We start from the raw sequence: 19,027 nt of genomic DNA on the forward strand, positions 1-19,027 counted from the left end.
GCCTTTACGAACGCGGCCGGGTCTTCTGCGGGTCGTAGTGTGACAGAGGCACCACCACCGCCGGCAGGCGCTTTTGGTGGCCGTCGAGCTTACCGATCTCGACCTCGGTGCCGATGGTGGCATGGGTCACGTCGATGCGGGCGAGCGCAACCGTCTTACCGAGGATAGGAGAGCGCGTCGCACTGGTGACGACGCCGATCTGGGCACGGCCGAGATGGATGCAATCGCCGTGGCTAACCGTTTCGTTCGCCTTCACATCCAGGCCAAGCATCAGATGGCGGGGATGCTCCTTGCGGCGCAGGAGCGCCTCGCGGCCGATGAAATCGTCCTGCTTGGATTTCAGCGGCACGGCAAAACCGATGCCCGCTTCGAATGGATCAGTCTGATCGTCGAATTCGTGATTGGCGAAGACGAGACCTGCCTCGATCCGGACCATGTCGAGCGCCTCAAGCCCCATCGGCTTCAGCCCGTAGGGCTCGCCGGCCTTCCAGACCGCATCGAAGACTGTCAACGCATCCTTCGGATGACAGAAGATCTCATAGCCCAACTCGCCGGTATAGCCGGTGCGCGAGACGACGACGGGAGCTCCCTCGAAGCCACCGATGCGCCCGACGGTGAAGCGGAACCATTCGAGCTCGCCGATATCGGGTTGGCGTGGCGCCGTCCAGATGATCTCCTTGAGAATGTCGCGGCTCTTCGGACCCTGCAGGGCGATATTGTGCATCTGGTCCGTCGAGGAGCGGACCCAGGCCTTGTAACCCTTCTTCTCTGCCTGTTCGCGCAGCCATATGCCGCTGTAGTCGTCGCCGCCGATCCATCGGAAATTCTTGTCCCCGAGGCGAAAGAGCGTGCCGTCGTCGATCATGCCGCCGTGCTCGTAGCACATGGCGGAATAGACGACCTGTCCAGTCGACAGCTTACGCACGTCGCGCGTCAGGCAATATTGCAGCAATTCCTCCGCATCCGGGCCCGTGACCTCGAATTTGCGCAATGGCGACAGGTCGATGACAGCGGCCCTTTCACGGCAGGCCCAGTATTCTTCGACCGGACCTTCGGAGGAAAACCGGTTTGGCAGCCAGTAGCCGCGATATTCGGTGTAATCCCGCGTCAGTGCCGCGAGGCGGGGGTGAAAGGCGGTTTCCCGCGTCAGTTCTGCATCGGCGTCAGGGGTCATGCGATAGGCTACCGCTCGTGAGAATTTTTCTTTTCCGGAGAAGGTGCGGACGTGGATGTCGGTCGGATCCCAGCCATTGGCCGCATCGATATCGTCGGGGCAAGAGGAGGAGACGCAGACGAGATCGGTCAACGCCCGCATCAGGACATAATCGCCCGGTCGAGACCATGGCTCGTCCAGGTAGAGCTGGTTGTTGTGGTCTATATTCGTATTGTAGAAATAATTGAGTGCCTCCCAGCCTTTGCGGCCGGGTATGCCGTAGGGCGCCAGCGCCGCATTGAAATTGTCGGTGCAATTGACATGGCCTGGATAGCCCATGTCATCGTAGTAGCGCGAATTGCAGGCGGTCGCGAATGCGTCATGGCGGCCGACCGTATCCTGGACGATCTCCACCAGCGGCTCGAAGTCTCGGTCGAAAGCTTTGGATGGCAGCCCTGGGGCAGGATAGCTGCGACCGAGCAGGGTGCGGGTGACGGTGGAATCCAGCGCAAGATCGAGGCCCTTATCGACCTTGCGGGCGGCAAAGGCCTGGAAATCTGTGCACTGCCGGCCGTAGACGTCGATGATCTGGATAAACTCTCCGGCACGGACGAAATAGGCTGAGGCGGTCGCCGCCTTGATGCGGATGTCTTCGATCGGATCGGCAATTGGCTCGGGGAGGGCCGCTGCATAGTCACGAATCAACCTGCTGCGCCGGATATGGACCTCGATCGGTGTTGCCGTATCCTGTGCGTCAGGCGACATCAATGCTGCGGGTGCGGCGGCAATCAGCAGACCCTTCATAGCGATAGCAAACTCTGCCTTGCTGCCCGCAATGGACGCTTCGCCGAAAATGCGGATCGCGCCTGCCGTGCCGAGATCAGCTCCGCGTCGCTCAAGCGCCCTGCGGGTCCGGGCGGCACTCTCATCATCCGAAGAGAGAATGGCCTTCAGTCCGTCCGCCGAGCCGGTGAAGGCTGCGCCAAGGCCGGCCCATTGAAACCGGCCGTTTTCGTCGAGGAAGGAAAGTTCGCAGGCTTGTCCTCCCTCGCTGTCGACGATGGTGACGTGGTCACCTGCCTCAACGCCAACAACAATGGATGCTCCACCTTTGCAGCGGTAACGCTCGAAATCCTGCGATAGCGCGGGAATACCGGGATAGCGGATGATGCTTGCCGATACTGGTCGCACCCCAACGATCCCGGGATGGTGATCTCGCATATGATCCTCATGGGATTTGATGTGCCCTCCGGCACTTAACTCATGCTGACAAAATGCCACCCGAAAGTAAAGGCATATTGACTAAAAAGAAAATATCTTCACTATGCATAAAGGGTCAAGACTCGGAAATCCGCTCGGGAACGCGGATTGGGAAAATGCCGGGCAGCCCATGCAGGCCACGGGAGGCACGTTCAGGGAGACGTACGCAAAGTTACGTCCCGAACAAAATAGAATGGGGAATTTCATCGATGACGGATATCGTGGACGCCGGCGTTGCTGTCGGCACCGAAGGTAAGCTTATACGCGCGCTTGACTGGAAGGGCGCATTCTGGGTGGCAGCCGGCGTGCCGCCGCTTGTTCTCTTTTCTATCGGCGGGATTGCAGGCACGACCGGCAAGCTCGCCTTTGTCGTCTGGATCATCTCGATGATCATGGGCTTCCTACAATCATTCACCTATGCCGAAATCGCCGGCATGTTCGGCAACAAGTCAGGCGGCGCCTCAGTCTATGGCGCCACGGCCTGGCTGCGCTATTCGAAATTCATCGCGCCGCTGTCGGTCTGGTGCAACTGGTTTGCGTGGTCGCCGGTGCTCTCGCTTGGCTGCGCCATTGCGGCCGGTTATATTCTCAACGCTTTCTTCCCGATTCCGGCAGCGGACTCTCAGGCGGTTCTCGCCTGGATCAGCGCGCATGCCGCTTCGGTCACGGCCGATAGCCCCCGCGTTGCCGAATATATTGCGGCCCATGCTGGCACTTCGCCTGAGGATGCCGTCAAGGCGCTATTAAGCGCTGACGGTGTTGCCGCGCTGACGCCGGCAATCCGCAGTTGGTCGCTCGTCAGCTTCAGCATTCCTTTCCTCGCCACCGCCAATGTCAACGCCACCTTTTTCATCGGTGGCATCCTGATGCTGATCATTTTTGCGATCCAACATCGCGGCATCTCCGAAACGGCGAGCGTGCAAAAATGGCTGGCAATCATCGTGTTGGTGCCGTTGCTCATCATTGGCCTCTATCCGATCATTAGTGGCCAGATCGTTGGCGCCAACGTTACCGGGCTGGTTCCGCCGACGGCGGCCAATGCGGGCACCGACGGCACCTGGAGCAATGGCGGCTGGACGCTTTTCCTCGGTGGCCTCTATATCGCCGCCTGGTCGACCTACGGTTTTGAGACCGCTGTCTGCTATACGCGCGAACTGAAGAACCCGAAGACGGATACTTTCAAGGCGATCTTCTATTCCGGCCTTGCCTGCTGCCTGTTCTTCTTCCTCGTTCCCTTCGCCTTCCAGGGCGTGCTCGGCCATGCCGGCATGCTGGCGCCCGGCATTGTCGACGGCACCGGCGTCGCCGAAGCGCTCGGCGGCCTGATCGGCGCCGGCCGCATCGTCACCCAGCTTCTCGTCGTGTTGATGATCCTGGCGCTTTTCCTCGCCATTATGACGGCGATGGCCGGTTCCTCTCGCACGCTCTATCAGGGCTCGAAGGACGGCTGGCTGCCGAAATATCTCGACCACGTCAACGAGCACGGTGCGCCGACGCGGGCGATGTGGACCGATTTCGCCTTCAATCTTTTCCTGCTGGCGATCGCTTCCGATGCCAGCGGCTATTTCTTCGTGCTCGCCGTCTCAAATGTCGGCTACATTATCTTCAACTTCCTCAACCTTAATTCCGGCTGGATCCATCGGATGGATTCTGGTCATGTAGAACGCCCCTGGAAGGCTCCTACCTGGCTGATCGGCGTCAATACGGTGCTTGCCTTCGTCAACGCTCTCTTTCTCGGCGCAGGCGCGAAGGTCTGGGGCTATGCCAACGCGCTCTGGGTCGGGTTCATCTTCGCAGCGCTTATCCTGCCGGTCTTCGCCTATCGCCACTATGTTCGCGACGGCGGCAAGTTCCCCGCCGGGGCCATGGACGATCTCGGCTTGGTCGGTCAGGATCTCGGCGTCAAAAAGGCGGGTATGCTGCCCTACCTCGCGCTTGCTGGCGGCCTCGCCATCGTGCTGATCGCGAACTGGGCCTTTCAATTACCGTCGTAAGGCAGGGACCGGTTATCGGCCACGCTATTCCTGCCGCGGAAAGCTGCGGCAGGGCTTTTTCAAGATAACGGTGATATCGGATCTGTACCCTCCGTGCCTCCTGTTGGAACACAGGAGAATTGATGATGGCGAAGTGGAGAACCTTCCGGCAAAGCCGTTTTCGAAATCGCGGCTGAGGCTCAAACCAGCATATCTGAAAGCGAATTTCATTCGCACGCCGGCGCCTGAACAGTCATTTCCGTGCAGAAACCCGAGCAGGGCAAGCACGAACCGATACACATTGGCCTTTCCTCGTGCTCCGATCAGTAAGGCGCTGCAATATCGTCATTCTGTGTGCCGGCATAAATTGTACCGATGCCTATGATGCGAATGTCCTGTCTGCCTGCGGTGCATCTATTTGGAAGGATGCGCGCTGGATTAGGTCCAATCGCCACCTTTGGTAGGCTGACGAACAATGCGATCACTGGCTCACTTAAAAATCCGCGTCGCAGGTTCATCGTTGCGGGCAAGGATCATTCGGTCGATTGTTCCGTCCCGCTTGATCAAGGTGTGCCAGGCAGCGGCGGCGAAATGGATGGCGACCATCGTCAGGATCATCTTCGCGCCTATGACGTGAAGCGGCGCGACAGAAAAGGTCAGATAGCTGGCGACGAAGCCAAGCGCAGCCTGCGCGATGATCGCCCCATAGAAGCAGAGGTGAAGGACCTTTGCCAACAGTTCTGTACCCGTCGACGATGCACTCCCTGATGGCGGTTGCATAATCCTCAGGAAGAGCCGCAGGACCATGAGCGCGCCGATAGACATTCCCACATAGTCGTGGACCAGGTGCTGCAACACATCGGCGGATGACGGCTGTACACCCATATGCACGGTATGATGAGTCCGCTCGATGCTACCGCCCGTCAGGTATTGGACGGGAAGCAGGCAGGCTATCAGCCAATGCAAGATTATCTGTGACGTTCTGTAGCCGTGCCGCATCATTTTCCCCGCCTTCCGCAGGAGATGCGGCATGTTTCGTAAATTTTCAGTCGCTATGCCCGACTGATTTCACTGCCAGGCAACCATCGCCAGAAGCCACGAAACCGCGCAAGACGGTGTTTACGATTCATTCAGGTCAACTGCGGCCGTACCATTCGGCTTGCCTTCCGGGACGGCAAATCCATATCCGAGAAGGGAACAAGGTTCTCTTTTCGTGGTCCGAAGGCGGAAGGAATACCACGGTGGCGGTTTTTCGTAGAAAAGCGACCCGACTTTACGTGATGCTAGTCCTGGTACTGGCGGCGGCTGGCGTAGGTCCCTTTGCCGCTGCCTTCAATCAGAGCGACCATCGTTGCGCAACTGCGCATGCCGCTGAATACCACCGGGATATCCCCCCCTCAGGTCCCCTTTATTGCCCGACCTGCTGCATCGGCATGCATTGCTGTCCCATGATCCCGCACGGTCCAGTAGCCGAGACTTTCGCGGAGTCTCAGGGCGTCGTCTTCTCAGTGAGGGTCGCAGCCGACCCGCTCCTTTTGATACGGCCAATTGATCCGCCGCCGAAACCCGATCCTTCGTGACGTTTCGATCAACCCAATTCAATGGAGAATACCGATGAAAGCGAAACTCCTTTTTGCGGCTTGCACTGTTTCACTGCTTTCCCTGGCCGCCACCGCAACGGCGCAGGAAATGTCTTACCCTGAGAAATGCAAGGCGATGGATATGGCCAAGACGGACACGTCATCCGGCGGCGACATGAAGATGAATATGTCGTCCGGCGGCGACATGAAGATTGACACGCCCATGGATCAAATGGGCGACTACCAAAAGGCCGTGATGGGGAACATGAAGTCGATGCACGACGACATGATGCAAGGGATGATGCAGAAAGACCCCGATGTGGCCTTCGTATGCGGGATGATTGCACACCATATGGGTGCGATCAACATGTCGGAGGCCGAACTTAAGTACGGCGATGACAAGGCGGCGAGGGCCATGGCGAAGAAGGTCATCGCCGCCCAGAAGAAGGAAATTGCCGAGATGACCAAGTGGCTCGACAAGGAAGCCAAGTAGGAGTTTTTATGCATCACCAATCAGAAGAAATGAAGCGCTGCATCGAAACCTGCCTGGCCTGCTACCAGGAGTGCCTCTCGATGGCGATGACGCACTGCCTAGAGATGGGCGGCGAACACACCAAGCCCGACCATTTCCGGCTGATGATGGCGTGCGCGGAAATCTGCCGCACATCGGCCCACTTCATGTTGATCGGCACACCGCATCACAAGCACACGTGCCGTGAGTGTGCCGAAATCTGCCGCGAATGCGCTGCCGACTGCGAGCGCGTCGGGGACATGGAAAGCTGCGTTGATGCTTGCCGCCGCTGTGCCGAGAGCTGCGAAAAGATGGCGGCCTGACGGCCTTATGGGAGGGCCAGGAGACAGGCCCTCCCGCTAATCACCGATCCGTCGGGATTGGGCGAAGTGGTTTCCAGCCTCTGACGTCATTTTCGATACGCACCACTTTGCATATGCTCTCGCCGGAAGCGAGCCGAGCCAGCTGCCCAGTGGGCTGCGGGAATACGAATATTGGATTTTCACGACCACGCGGGAGCCCTCCGAGATAGGCTTAATTGCGAAGTCCATGTGATAGGAATCGATGACCAGCAGTTTCGGGCGGCCGAGCGTTTGCCATGATTTTCGCCAGGGCGGTTCCCGCTCGGTGACGATCTCCTCCACAAATAGCCTGTTACCTAAGAACCTTCCGCGCATCCTGATTATGGAGCCGACCGTTTCTCCCTTTCCCTCATCGACCTCGTATTCCATGGTGCCACCGAGCATCATCAGCGTCGGTCGCTCCATGTGGGCTCCGATCACGGATGGATCGTCGAGGAATGCGAAGACCTGCTGAGGCGGAGCCAGCAGGTCAATGGTACTTGTCGCGGACGCCTCGTAGGTCATCACGCGCCGTCCTTGTGATCATGGCCTTTGTGACCACCGTGACCGTGGAACAGGTGCATCAGTGGACATGCCAAAAGCAGAAGGTACGGAGCGACGCCAAGGGCGTGCGACCAATGCTCCCGCAGCACGAAGAACACTGCGATTATGCCAAGCGATGCCGCCATCAGTATCCAGGTGCGCGAGTTCATAGGCCGATCCTTCTAAGTCTGAGGGAATTGCCGACGACGCTCACGGACGAGAGTGCCATGGCGGCGGCTGCAATGATGGGAGAGAGAAGTATTCCAAAGGTTGGGTAGAGAGCGCCCGCTGCAATCGGCACGCCGGCGGCGTTGTAGATGAACGCGAAGAACAGATTCTGGCGGATATTGCGCATCGTCGCGCGGCTCAGCTGTCGTGCCCTGACAATCCCCTGAAGATCGCCCTTGAGCAGGGTGACACCGGCGCTCTCGATAGCGACGTCAGTTCCAGTGCCCATGGCGATACCGACGTCGGCTGCAGCAAGTGCTGGTGCATCGTTGACGCCATCACCCGCCATGGCAACCGTGCGACCTTCGCTCCACAGTCGCGAGACGATCTTGCTCTTATCTTCGGGTAGGACTTCGGCCTCGATCCTGGAAATCCCGAGCTTGCGGGCAACGGCGGCTGCGGTCGTCTTGTTATCGCCTGTCAGCATGACAATGCGCACACCCTCCTGGACCAATTGCTGGACTGCTTGGGGCGTCGTTGCCTTGATGGGGTCGGCGATCGCCAGGAGTCCTGCGAGCTTCCTGTCAACTGCCAGGAAGATAACTGTCGCCCCTTCGCCTCGCAGTTCCTCGGCGCGAATGGTCAAAGCAGTCACATCGATTTTGGAATCGTCCATAATCCGGTGACTGCCTAAAATGAGCTTCTTGCCGTCGATCGTTCCGATCACGCCTTTGCCGACAGGACTGTCGAAGTCTTGCGCATCTGAAAGCGCGAGATTGCGTTCCTTTGCCGCGATTACGACGGCATGCGCAAGGGGATGCTCGCTGGAGCGTTCGATGCTTGCGGCAAGCCTCAGTACCTCGTCTTCCGAGAAGCCCTGATCAGTAAAGATTGCTGTGAGTTTCGGTCGACCTTCGGTGAGCGTACCGGTCTTGTCGACCACGAGGGTATCGACCTTTTCGAGGTGCTCCAGCGCTTCGGCATTCTTGATCAGAACCCCCAGTCTCGCGCCGCGTCCGACGCCCACCATGATCGACATTGGCGTCGCAAGGCCAAGGGCGCAGGGGCACGCGATGATCAGGACGGCCACGGCAGCGACCAGCCCGTGGGCAAATCGCGGCTCCGGGCCGACGAGGAACCATGCGCCGAAGGCGATGACGGCAATGATGATGACGACCGGCACGAACCAACCCGATACCTGGTCAGCCAGGCGCTGGATCGGCGCTCGCGAGCGCTGGGCTTCGGCGACCATCCGCACGATCTGGGAGAGCATGGTGTCGTGGCCGACCTTTCCGGTTTCCATGACAAAGCCGCCGGTCTGGTTCATGGTGCCACCGATCAGCTTCGAGCCGACTTCCTTGGTGACTGGCATCGACTCGCCCGTGATCATGGACTCATCGACCGAGCTTTTGCCTTCGAGAAGGACGCCGTCGACCGGTACCTTCTCGCCAGGGCGAACGCGCAGCCGATCCCCGACGGCAATGACATCCAGGCCGACATCTTCGTCGGAGCCGTCCGCTTTGACACGCCGCGCCATCTTTGGGGCGAGATCGAGGAGGGCCCGGATCGCTCCTCCCGTCTGCTCCCGGGCCCGAAGCTCCAGAACCTGACCCAGCAGTACGAGGACGGTAATGACTGCGGCGGCTTCGAAGTAGACCGCGACCGCACCATCGCTGGAACGAACCGTTTCGGGGAACACGGCTGGGACCACGGTTGCAACCGCACTGTAGATCCAGGCGACCCCGGTTCCCATCGCGATCAGGGTGAACATGTTGAGGTGACGGCTCACCAGGGATTGCCACCCTCGTTGGAAGAATGGCCAACCAGCCCAAAGCACGACAGGGGTGGAGAGAACCAGCTGCGCCCAGTTGGACGTTTGTGCATCGAAAAGCATGTGCAGGTTCGTGAGGTGGCCGCCCATTTCCAGCGCCAGAACCGGTAACGAGAGCACCAGGCCGATCCAGAACCGGCGCTGCATATCGATCAGCTCGGCGCTTGGCCCTGTCTCCGTCGTGACGACTTCGGGTTCGAGAGTCATGCCGCAGATCGGGCAGTTCCCTGGGCCGGGCTGTCGTATCTGCGGATGCATGGGACAGGTATAGATCACCGGCTCGCCGGTTGTCATTGGAGGCGGTGATGCCGCCGTGTGTTCGTGGCTGTGATGATGTAGCGATGTCACGGGACACTCCATGTTTTTCCGTTGCCTTTCGCGCAGCCGAGCTTGGCCACGCTCGAATTGATCAGGCTGCGGCACGGGGTGGTCCGAGAGACGGCGGGAAGATGATGCCGACCAGGTGGTCGTCGCGTTGACGGTAGGCGACGTCAACGAAACTTTGGACGTGACGGACTTCGGTCGGAGCCGCTTGCGCAACAAATACCAGGCACTGCAGCGCGCAGCATTGGCCAGGCGCGGTGTGTGGCTTTGAATCGTCGCAGTCCTCGTGGGCAATTTCGACGGCCGAAATCTCTGCATGGAATAAATCAGAGGACACGGCTGTGAAGCCTGGCATCACAGGGGAAAGGAAGAGCAGGATTGCGATGAGAACCGCGACCATGACTTTCCGACCTTGATCCTCGTAGATAAACCGAATGGGGCTGAATCTCGCCAATGTCTCTGGATAGCTGAGATGTAAAATCAGACATTGATCTTGATCAAATTCAGGTCGCGGCAGCCTTCCGGGTTCGCTAGGATGTAGTGCTGAACGAAAGGATACCATGAAGTCCGCGATTATTGTCGGGTCAGCAATTTTTGTAACTCTCACATCGGCCGGGGCTTGCGCAGACGACATTGTGACTGTGCGACAGGCAGATATGAAGGCCATTGCCGCCGCCGTGAAATCCATTGCGGGTATGTTCGCGAAGCCTTCAACGTACTCTTCCCCGGATTTCAAGTGGGCAGCCGAGCTCATTCGGGACAAGGCAGGCCAGACCCTGATCGACCACTTCCCGGCGGAAACTGCATCTGCGGCCTCAAAGGCGAAGCGCAACATCATTGATGAACGCGACCGTTTCGACCGTCTGGCGAATGATCTCAAGACCTATGCGGCAGCACTGGCAGTCGATGCCGAAAAGAATCCGGCGGCAATGACCGACAGCATGCGAATGAGACCCGGCGAGCCGATGGGCGGCGGACCGCTCGGCACGCACGTTCAAAGCGAGGCACAGCTGGCTTCGATCCCGGCTGAGCACGCGTTCCATCTGATGTTGCAGACCTGCACGACCTGTCACTCCCGATACCGCGAGTAAGCGTTCAGCGCCGCGTCGGCTGATCGGGCTTGATGCCGTTAAGGCCGAACCGGCCGTTCATTGTTGCGGGAACCTCATCCCCATCGCTTGCGTTGGCGAACTCCTCGATAATCGGGCAGTCCGGCCGCTCATCACCGTGGCAGTGGTTCGCAAGATGCTTCAAGGTCTCCGTCATTGCCTTAAGGGCGGCAGCTTTCCGCTCCAGCTCGGCGATGTGTTCCATGGCGATGGTCTTGACGTCAGCACTCGCCCTCGAGCGATCACGCCACAGCGCCAAAAGGGTTTTCATCTGCTCCACAGAGAAACCGAGATCGCGGGCGCGGCGAATGAAGCACAGTGTATGGATGTCATTGTCCGTGTAGGTACGGTAGCTCGATTCCGTCCGCTGCGCTGGCGTGATCAGCTTGATCTGCTCGTAGTACCGGATCATCTTCGCCGACACGCCGCTCGCCTTGGATGCCTGTCCGATATTCATGTTCAATCTCCTTAGACGGGCTGCTCCCGGCGAGAGCAGCCGCTTCGCATTCGTTATGGGTTTACGGAGCGCAGGCGCAGCGCGTTTCCGAGGACGACGACGCTGGACATAGCCATTGCCGCAGCAGCAAAAACCGGCGACATCAACGTGCCGTTCACGGGGTAGAGTACGCCCGCGGCCACCGGGATCAGGCTGACATTATAGGCAAAGGCCCAAAAGAGGTTCTGCTTGATATTTCGGATCGTCACCTTGCTGAAAGCGATGGCCTTGGGAACACCGTTAAGGTCGCCAGACATCAGGACGACGTCCGCGCTTTCGATAGCAATGTCCGTTCCAGTGCCGATAGCAAGGCCGACATCGGCTTCGGTCAAAGCGGGTGCGTCATTGATGCCGTCGCCGATGAAGGCGACCTTGCGCCCCCCGGTCCGCAGGCGGTTCACGGCCTCAACCTTGCCGTCTGGCAGCACCTCGGCGACGACCTCGTCAATTCCGAGCTGGTGGGCAATGGCGTCAGCTGTCCGTTTGTTGTCGCCTGTAATCATCGCGACCTTCAGGCCGAGCGCGTGCAGCGCGCCGATGGCCGCCGGCGTCGTATCCTTGACGGGGTCGGAGACGGCAATAATGGCGGCGAGGTTGCCATCAATAGCCGCATAGAGCGGGCTCTTCCCCTGTTTTGCGAGTACGGCCGCTTTCTCGTGGAACCTGCCAATGTCGATCCCAGCTTTGGCAAGGGCACGGTCAGCACCGACGAGGACCTTGCGACCGTTCACCGAACCTTCGATACCGAAGCCGGGGTTCGCCCGGAACTCGATGACAGGGAGAACATGGATGTCTCGTTCCAACGCGGCTGCAACAAGCGCACTGGCAATGGGATGTTCCGAAAAGGTCTCGAGGCTGGCGACAAGTTGCAGGACCTCAATTTCAGCATATCCATCTATGACGTCGATGTCGGTCAGTTCGGGCCGTCCCTTCGTCAGGGTTCCGGTTTTGTCGAGAGCGACGACATCGGCGTCCCGAAGGCTTTGCAGCGCCTCACCCTTCCGGAACAGGATGCCGAGTTCGGCCGCACGTCCTGTTCCGACCATGATCGAGGTCGGCGTCGCCAGACCCATGGCGCAGGGGCACGCGATGATCAGAACGGCCACCGCGTTGATGAGCGCAAAGCTCAATGCGGGCGACGGACCGAGCAGATACCAGGCGAGGAACGTGATCGCTGCAGCGAGGATGACCGCCGGGACGAACCAGGCTGTAACCTTGTCGACCAAGGCCTGAATCGGCAGTTTTGACCCTTGTGCGGCTTCGACCATCTTGATGATCTGCGCCAAAAGGGTGTCGCTGCCTACCTTGGTCGCCTGGAAGGTGAAGGTGCCGTGGGTGTTGACCGTGCCGCCGACGACTTCGCAGTCGGCCGCCTTTTCAACGGGGATCGGCTCGCCCGTGATCATCGACTGATCGACGTACGAGCTTCCGCTCACGACCAGACCATCAACAGGAACCCTCTCGCCTGGTCGGATGCGGATGATATCGCCGACAACCACATCTTCAATCCGCGTTTTGACAAACTCACCGTTGCGCGAAACGAAGGCGGTCTTTGCCTGCAGTCCGATCAGTCGCTTGATGGCGTGGCTCGTTCTTCCCTTGGCCCGAGCTTCAAGGAAGCGTCCTAGCAGGATCAAGGTCACAATTACGGCTGCTGCTTCGTAGTAGACATTGACGGTACCGGATGGCAGCAAGCCCGGAGCGAAGGTCGCCACGACCGAATACAGCCACGCCGCCGTCGTTCCGAGGACGACCAAAGAGTTCATATCAGGCGCCCAACGCAGAAGGTTCGGAACGCCCTTCTGGAAGAATCGAAAGCCCGGTCCGAACAGGACGATGGTTGCGAGCACGAACTGCAGGTAGAGATTGTTCCGCATGCCGATCGTGTCCGTGATCAGATTATGGACCGCGGGGATGAAGTGAGACCCCATTTCCAGCAGGAAGAGCGGCAAGGTCAACGTTGCGGCTACCGCAAGCTTGGCCTTGAGCTTGGAGATTTCGGCGGCTCGATGGTCTTTGGCTTCCGGGGTATGCGTCGGTTGCAGGCGGCGGACTTCATATCCGGCATTCCTCACGGCAGCTTCAAGCGTCTGTGTCTGCACAGCACCAGCGGCCACACGGACGGTCACCCGCTCGGTCGCAAGGTTCACCGACGCACCGATGACGCCTGGCACAGCCTTCAGTACCTTTTCCACACGCGCAACACAGGAAGCGCAGGTCATTCCCTCGATGCCAAACTCCTCCGTATCGACCTTGACCTGATAGCCTGCTTCTTCGATGGCGCGTAAGACCGAGCCCGGATCAACAACGTCCTTGAATGTCACGCTGGCGCGTTCAGTTGCGAGATTGACAGATGCGCTGTTCACTCCGGGGAGAGCCTTGATCGCCTTCTCTACGCGCACGACGCAGGATGCGCACGACATGCCCTCGACTTCAAACTCGGTCGGGATAGGCTGTGCCAGGCTTTTTTCGAACTGGGATAGCGCAGTCATGGAAGAATCCTCATTTCACTGCACAGATAGGTAATCCTTCCCATGATGGGAAGGTCAAGGGCCTTCTTTCACCTGTTTGATAAAGATCAACGCCGCACACGCATTCGCGTTTACTCTGGTAGCGGATCCATAATAAGCTGGATGGCATGGCAGCGAATTTTGATCGAGCATTGATGCGTTTCGCCACGATGGTCATCCTGGCCATCGTTTTGGCCTTCGCGCCGTTTGCAGCTGCACATGCTGCGCCATGCGCCGATCCTCCAACTCCTACGCACCTTATGGCAGAGGATCATCCCGCTGCGATGGCGGTCCATGCCCACCGACATTCCGAACCGTCGCATTTGCCCGCCGGAAACTGTTGCGCCTCGATTTGTTCGATATGTGCGACGCCTTTGACCTCTGGAGCCTCCGAGTTCCTGCTCCTATCCAACCCTGCCGTCTATTTTCTACAGGTCTCGCCGTTGACGGGACAATCGGTACCGCCCGGGCTCGATCCGCCCCGTCTTGCTGTCTGACGTTTCTTCACGGTCGCATTGCGCCCAACTCTCGAAACCGGACAACGAATATGTACAGACGCGAATTTCTTACCCGCACATTGGCTGGGGCCGCCGCTTATGCCCTTGTCAATCCTATCGTCACCCAAGCCAGCGCCGGGAACACAGCGGTTACTGGATCAGCCCAGAAGCTGAAAATCGTCAAGAGAACCATCGAGGTGAATGGAAAACCGGCGAGCGTGTTCGGCCTGACGCGGCCAGATGGCTCGCCAGGACTAATACTCGATGCCGAAGCGCCTTTTGATGTCGAGCTTTCTAGTCAGATCGACGCACCGACACTGATCCACTGGCATGGGCTGACACCGCCGTGGGACCAGGACGGCGTACCGGACAATCCCGCCGCCCTGATCACACCCGGCGAAAGCCGGCACTATAACTTCCCCCTTGCATACGGTGGAACCCACTGGATGCACGCCCACACGCTCCTGGAGCAGAACCTCCTTGCTGCGCCGTTGATCGTCCACACCGCGGACGACAAGAAGCGCGACGAGCAGGAGGTCGTCGTTCTCCTGCATGACTTCTCGTTCAAATCCCCCGAGGAATTGCTTGCCGCACTGAAAGGCAAGGGCAGCGGAGACATGGACATGTCGGGGCATGACATGGGGGCAATGATGAACATGTCCGGCGGTTCCATGAAGATGGATATGGGCAACATGTCGATGGGCCATGGAACGGCGATGGCGGGAATGGACATCAACGACATCGAATATGATGCCTACCTTGCCAATGACCGCACGCTGGATGATCCCGAAGTCTTCCGGGTCGAGAAGGGCGGTCGGGTTCGAATCCGATTGATCAACGGCGCGACTTCCACGGGCTTCACCATCGACACTGGCGGAATAGACGCAACGCTCGTTGCCGTCGACGGCCACGATATCGAGCCGGTTCGGGGACGGCGGTTTCCGGCCACGATGGGCCAACGTCTCGATATTGTCGTTGAGATTCCAAAGGAAGGCGGCAGCTTCCCGGTCCTTGCGCTTCGCGAAGGCGCTCGTCAACGGACCGGCTTTGTCCTCGCAACGCCTGGTGCGAAGGTCTCAAGGGTTGCCACCGTCGGTGATGAGGACGGTCCGGTGCTCGGCCTTGATCTCGAACAGGGCCTGCGTCCGCTGAAGCCCGCTGGGGATCGTCGGTCCCCTCGGTCGTACGGGGTCGCTCTGACTGGAGACATGGCGACATACAATTGGAGCATTCAAGGGGACGCGCTTGATGTTGCCGTCGGTAACCGCGTTGAAGTCGCCATCAGCAACATGTCGATGATGTCACACCCGATGCATCTACACGGCCACAAGTTCCAGGTCGTCGGTGTCAACGGCCGGGCGATAAACGGAGCGATCCGCGATACCGTCTTGTTACCGATGATGTCCAAGGTCACCATCGCCTTCGATGCCGACAATCCGGGCCACTGGCCGTTCCACTGCCATCACCTCTACCACATGGCGAGCGGCATGATGACCTATGTGGCATACCAAGCCTGAAGGCGGAGCAGGGGGCTGCGAAGGCGGCCCCCGCGAAGTCCTAAAGCGACTTGAAGCTGTTCGGATATCCGGCATTCTCGATGGCTGCCGCAATGGTTGCGGGGTCGACGGTGGTTTCCACCTTCGCAGTTCGGGTCGGCAGGTCGACCTTGGCCAGCGCAGTCGGATCGGTGGCTTTGATTGCCTTTTCTACCGTGCCCGCGCAGTGGCCGCATGTCATATTCTGGATGCTGAATTCGTACATTGAAGGTCTCCAGTTCAAGGAACAAGCAACATGTGGGGCTTCCCAGGATGGGAAGGTCAAGAGGAGCCAACACTTTCGGGACGAGGCAAGGCTATGGCCCCGAGATGACAGCCCGGAATGATGAGCTTAAAACGTCGAGCTTTCATGTGTCTGGCGGCGACCGGCGCCATTGCCGCTTTTAAGCAGCTTTCGACCTGGAGGGATGATTGGCGGCCACGAGAATGCGAGCGCTTTTGGCGTTGGTATTCGTCACCAACATGAGCAGCAGGCTGAGCGCAACGGCCGGGGGAACCGCCAGATCGCCGGCGGCCAAAGCCTGATGCGTTGCCAGATCGACTTCGAACAGCTGTTCGATATCTGCGGTACTCAAACCTGTGACGGCAACCGCAGCCCTGTATTCCGAGGCTCTCATGCTCAGTCCAATCGATTCGTAGTCTGTTTGCAGAGCGTGAACCTTAGGCGCGCCCCAAATGTCAGGTATCGAAATAACGACAATAAGTATCCTGTTGGCGGCATTCACGGCGATGTCACGGCTGGACAACGAACAAAGTATGGCCGGTGTGGCGGACAGTCGCCCGTCGCTTTCCAGGTTGGTCGCCTGAGGGGTTTCTTGAGCAACGTTGGCTAGGGATCAATATCCAAGCCACCTACCGCCAGCTCGTTGTTCAGGAACGACCGCGCACCAGGGGAGTTCGTCGGCAAGGGACCAGGAGGCAACACACCTGCTTGCACCATATGAGGCCATCACCTGAAAGCTACGCAAAGCTATGTGTGTACGAGCCTTCTCGGAAGTCCTGGAACGTTTGGGTCCAACGTTTGCCTGGCCAGACATAATCCACTCGTCCTTCTGCAGGTCGGTAAATGGACGTGTAGAGAGTTGGGGACGAACCGCTGTTGGAGTACAAGGGCGGCAGAAGAAAAAGATCGGTCAGCCGTGAAAGCGACATGGACGGTTGCTCCAGCGCTTGATTAATAACAAGCTGTCGCGCCACTGAAGACGATGAGGGCCTGATGGTCCGCTGATGGTTCGTGCATGCCTTCAGGCGCGTAATGATCGGCCGCTGGTGAGGGCCGAGGAATAGGGTGGCATAGCTGCCCGAGCGGTCGAGGACGGTGACGTTTTGTGGAAGTGCGACCGGTATTCGGCATAGCGCTTCAACGGCCTGGTCAAGCCGACGACAAGTTTCAAGGATGTAACGGATTACCAGGATAATCGAGAACCCGACGCCCTGAGCGCGGCTCCCGCCGAGAGTGACGCTGGCGACCAGTCCATCCTCATTCATGCCGTCTACACAACCTCCCCATGGTCGCTGCGCCTTGGCGATGACCCGCAGTTGCGACCATGCTGACAGCTCAAAACGATCCGAAACGACATCAGGGGGATAGTCGAAGTTCCGGACCAATGCGGGCCCTTCGCTTCCCAGCCAGACAGCCTGACTGCAGCCAAAGCGTTCCGGTGCGGGTCGGTAGTGACTGAGCATCCGATGCGCCACCTCATCATCTCCGACATGGGCACATGCGCTCTCATAGTATGGCATCAACTCGGGCATATGCTGCCGCAAGGCGGCACGGCAGTCTTTAGCGGATGGCGAAGATGACCGTGTTTGACCGAAATACCACTTCTCGGCCTCCGCTCGCCCTTCGACGAACCGGGACAGCCACGCTTTCCCAGGCCTATCCTCCCTTGCTGTGACGAACGTCTTGTCCATAGCAACAGGAGTATAGGAACCGCTCCCCTTGAGTGGCAAGCCGAGCTGGCGCGATATTTAAGAGGAGACATAGGCGCGGCACCGGACACGATAGTGTCAATGAAGACCGATCAGCGGCCCCCCCCCAGACCGCATGATGTTGACGAAATCGGTGAGGCGTCGTGCGTAAATTCGGGTCTCGATTGTCGTTGTCGGAGGGACCAACCCGACAAGACGCGATGGGGTGAGAGATCGCGTTCCTAAGCTCTTCGCATTTGCTGATGATATCAGGCGCCATAAGACTATGGTCCGATCGATGTTGGACCTCCGCCCGATGTGCGATCCACGTCCACTGTCTAACTTCCGACTCAGCCAGCCGAGTTTCATCGACTGCGTATGTCGATTGGCTCGACATTTTGATCTGTTTGGAGAAAGCAATGCGTATTTCAACCTTGGCGTCTGTGGTGGCTCTTTCCCTCGCTGTTGCCGTGAGCCCTATGACGATTGCCGGCGTCAATATCTCCGCCATAGCCAAAGATGGCGGCAATGGCGGAGGCAATGGTGGCGGCAATGGCGGAGGCAATGGCGGCGGCAATGGCGGAGGCCATGGCGGCGGAAATGGCGGTGGAAGCAGCAGCGATGGCAGCGACAACCAAGGCAGCCACAAGTCTCAAGGTGCCGTCAAGGGCAAGTCCGGGGAGGCTGGCAGCAAGTCCCAGTCACCGAAGACTGACATGGTGGGAACGGTCACCAAGGAAAAGAATGCCTCGGCGCAGCTTGCAGGCCTGAACTCCCTGAACCGGAGCTACAAGGCCTACATGCACACCTCAGACCCGCGAATGACGGCGATTGCCGCTTATGCGATGGCCTATGCCCAATATGAAATCGACAATGGAACTGAGCCGTCTGTCGATGATCCGATCCTCGGGGATGAGGCTTTGGAGGATGCGCTGGCCTCGGCAACCAAGACGGGCGAGGTCAGCCCCGCTGTTCTTAATCAAGCCAAGACCATCCTTGGCGTTGGAGATGCCAACGGAAAGATCGACCAAATCCGCGCGTCGTTGGAGAAGTCCGCTCCCAAAACGCCTGACGAATAGGGGGCAGGCAGGCGATTGGCCGCTAGCTTGGTCCGGGACATGGCCACTCTACGGACCCATCTTCGCGTTCAGCTCCGGGGAAGCTCTGAATTCTCCGGACGCCACACGGTCACCAAGACCTTGGGGCCTCCCCACTCGAATGCTGGTCCTGGATTCCATGAACTTGCATGCATTGGGCCGAAAGC

The 19,027-nt window shown here is 58.9% G+C and carries 17 protein-coding genes; 6 read left to right on the top strand and 11 right to left on the bottom strand.

Annotated elements, in window-relative coordinates; genetic code table 11:
• Nucleotides 1-4: 4 nt before the first annotated feature.
• On the bottom strand, nucleotides 5-2,374 hold the full coding sequence (locus BN77_RS18145; RefSeq protein ID WP_007534553.1) for a trimethylamine N-oxide demethylase: 2,370 nt from the start codon (nucleotides 2,372-2,374) through the stop codon (nucleotides 5-7).
• A gap of 248 nt (nucleotides 2,375-2,622) precedes the next feature.
• Here BN77_RS18145 and BN77_RS18150 point away from each other — a divergent pair, with 248 nt between their 5' ends.
• Nucleotides 2,623-4,407, top strand: coding sequence for a trimethylamine N-oxide permease (locus BN77_RS18150; RefSeq protein ID WP_007534554.1), 1,785 nt, complete (start codon nucleotides 2,623-2,625; stop codon nucleotides 4,405-4,407).
• A gap of 468 nt (nucleotides 4,408-4,875) precedes the next feature.
• On the opposite strand, the gene BN77_RS18155 is transcribed toward BN77_RS18150, so the two are convergent.
• The gene (locus BN77_RS18155; protein WP_007534557.1) at nucleotides 4,876-5,385 is read right to left on the bottom strand and encodes a cytochrome b; all 510 of its coding nucleotides are present in this window, start codon (nucleotides 5,383-5,385) and stop codon (nucleotides 4,876-4,878) included.
• A gap of 615 nt (nucleotides 5,386-6,000) precedes the next feature.
• Between BN77_RS18155 and copM the strand changes: the two genes are divergently transcribed.
• Both copM and BN77_RS18165 read left to right on the top strand, forming a co-directional pair.
• On the top strand, nucleotides 6,001-6,459 hold the full coding sequence (gene copM, locus BN77_RS18160; protein ID WP_007534559.1) for a CopM family metallochaperone: 459 nt from the start codon (nucleotides 6,001-6,003) through the stop codon (nucleotides 6,457-6,459).
• 8 nt (nucleotides 6,460-6,467) lie between these two features.
• The gene (locus BN77_RS18165; RefSeq protein WP_007534562.1) at nucleotides 6,468-6,800 is read left to right on the top strand and encodes a four-helix bundle copper-binding protein; all 333 of its coding nucleotides are present in this window, start codon (nucleotides 6,468-6,470) and stop codon (nucleotides 6,798-6,800) included.
• A 36-nt stretch (nucleotides 6,801-6,836) separates the two neighbouring features.
• On the opposite strand, the gene BN77_RS18170 is transcribed toward BN77_RS18165, so the two are convergent.
• The 4 genes from BN77_RS18170 to BN77_RS18185 form a co-directional block, all read right to left on the bottom strand.
• Nucleotides 6,837-7,343 (bottom strand): SRPBCC family protein, encoded by a 507-nt coding sequence (locus BN77_RS18170; protein ID WP_007534563.1) that lies wholly within the window; start codon nucleotides 7,341-7,343, stop codon nucleotides 6,837-6,839.
• Nucleotides 7,343-7,531 (bottom strand): DUF2933 domain-containing protein, encoded by a 189-nt coding sequence (locus BN77_RS18175; protein WP_007534566.1) that lies wholly within the window; start codon nucleotides 7,529-7,531, stop codon nucleotides 7,343-7,345. Before BN77_RS18175 ends, BN77_RS18170 begins: the two co-directional genes overlap by 1 nt.
• Complete coding sequence (locus tag BN77_RS18180; RefSeq protein WP_425280239.1) at nucleotides 7,528-9,654, bottom strand: copper-transporting P-type ATPase; 2,127 nt, start codon at nucleotides 9,652-9,654, stop codon at nucleotides 7,528-7,530. The genes BN77_RS18175 and BN77_RS18180 overlap by 4 nt, the downstream gene beginning before the upstream one ends.
• Before the next feature lie 115 nt (nucleotides 9,655-9,769).
• Nucleotides 9,770-10,084 (bottom strand): hypothetical protein, encoded by a 315-nt coding sequence (locus BN77_RS18185; protein ID WP_007534571.1) that lies wholly within the window; start codon nucleotides 10,082-10,084, stop codon nucleotides 9,770-9,772.
• 160 nt (nucleotides 10,085-10,244) lie between these two features.
• Between BN77_RS18185 and BN77_RS18190 the strand changes: the two genes are divergently transcribed.
• The gene (locus BN77_RS18190; protein ID WP_007534573.1) at nucleotides 10,245-10,775 is read left to right on the top strand and encodes a cytochrome c; all 531 of its coding nucleotides are present in this window, start codon (nucleotides 10,245-10,247) and stop codon (nucleotides 10,773-10,775) included.
• Nucleotides 10,776-10,779: 4 nt separating this feature from the next.
• On the opposite strand, the gene cueR is transcribed toward BN77_RS18190, so the two are convergent.
• Together cueR and BN77_RS18200 are read right to left on the bottom strand one after the other, a co-directional pair.
• The gene (cueR, locus tag BN77_RS18195; protein WP_007534575.1) at nucleotides 10,780-11,250 is read right to left on the bottom strand and encodes a Cu(I)-responsive transcriptional regulator; all 471 of its coding nucleotides are present in this window, start codon (nucleotides 11,248-11,250) and stop codon (nucleotides 10,780-10,782) included.
• Nucleotides 11,251-11,303: 53 nt separating this feature from the next.
• A complete protein-coding gene (locus BN77_RS18200; protein ID WP_007534577.1) occupies nucleotides 11,304-13,781 on the bottom strand; it encodes a heavy metal translocating P-type ATPase in 2,478 nt (825 codons plus the stop codon).
• Between the two features lie 565 nt (nucleotides 13,782-14,346).
• On the opposite strand from BN77_RS18200, the gene BN77_RS18205 reads away from it, so the two are divergent.
• Nucleotides 14,347-15,813: a multicopper oxidase family protein gene (locus BN77_RS18205; protein ID WP_007534578.1), complete on the top strand. Its 1,467-nt coding sequence runs from the start codon at nucleotides 14,347-14,349 to the stop codon at nucleotides 15,811-15,813.
• A 40-nt stretch (nucleotides 15,814-15,853) separates the two neighbouring features.
• Here BN77_RS18205 and BN77_RS18210 read toward each other — a convergent pair whose 3' ends face one another.
• The 3 genes from BN77_RS18210 to BN77_RS18220 form a co-directional block, all read right to left on the bottom strand.
• Nucleotides 15,854-16,057 (bottom strand): heavy-metal-associated domain-containing protein, encoded by a 204-nt coding sequence (locus BN77_RS18210; RefSeq protein ID WP_007534582.1) that lies wholly within the window; start codon nucleotides 16,055-16,057, stop codon nucleotides 15,854-15,856.
• 178 nt (nucleotides 16,058-16,235) lie between these two features.
• Nucleotides 16,236-16,469: a hypothetical protein gene (locus BN77_RS18215; RefSeq protein ID WP_040677379.1), complete on the bottom strand. Its 234-nt coding sequence runs from the start codon at nucleotides 16,467-16,469 to the stop codon at nucleotides 16,236-16,238.
• A gap of 343 nt (nucleotides 16,470-16,812) precedes the next feature.
• Nucleotides 16,813-17,766, bottom strand: coding sequence for a C45 family autoproteolytic acyltransferase/hydrolase (locus BN77_RS18220; protein WP_040677383.1), 954 nt, complete (start codon nucleotides 17,764-17,766; stop codon nucleotides 16,813-16,815).
• Nucleotides 17,767-18,182: 416 nt separating this feature from the next.
• Between BN77_RS18220 and BN77_RS34415 the strand changes: the two genes are divergently transcribed.
• On the top strand, nucleotides 18,183-18,842 hold the full coding sequence (locus BN77_RS34415) for a hypothetical protein (RefSeq protein WP_007534588.1): 660 nt from the start codon (nucleotides 18,183-18,185) through the stop codon (nucleotides 18,840-18,842).
• Nucleotides 18,843-19,027: the final 185 nt, after the last annotated feature.

The sequence above is a fragment of the Rhizobium mesoamericanum STM3625 genome, assembly GCF_000312665.1.
GTDB classification, from domain to species: domain Bacteria; phylum Pseudomonadota; class Alphaproteobacteria; order Rhizobiales; family Rhizobiaceae; genus Rhizobium; species Rhizobium mesoamericanum.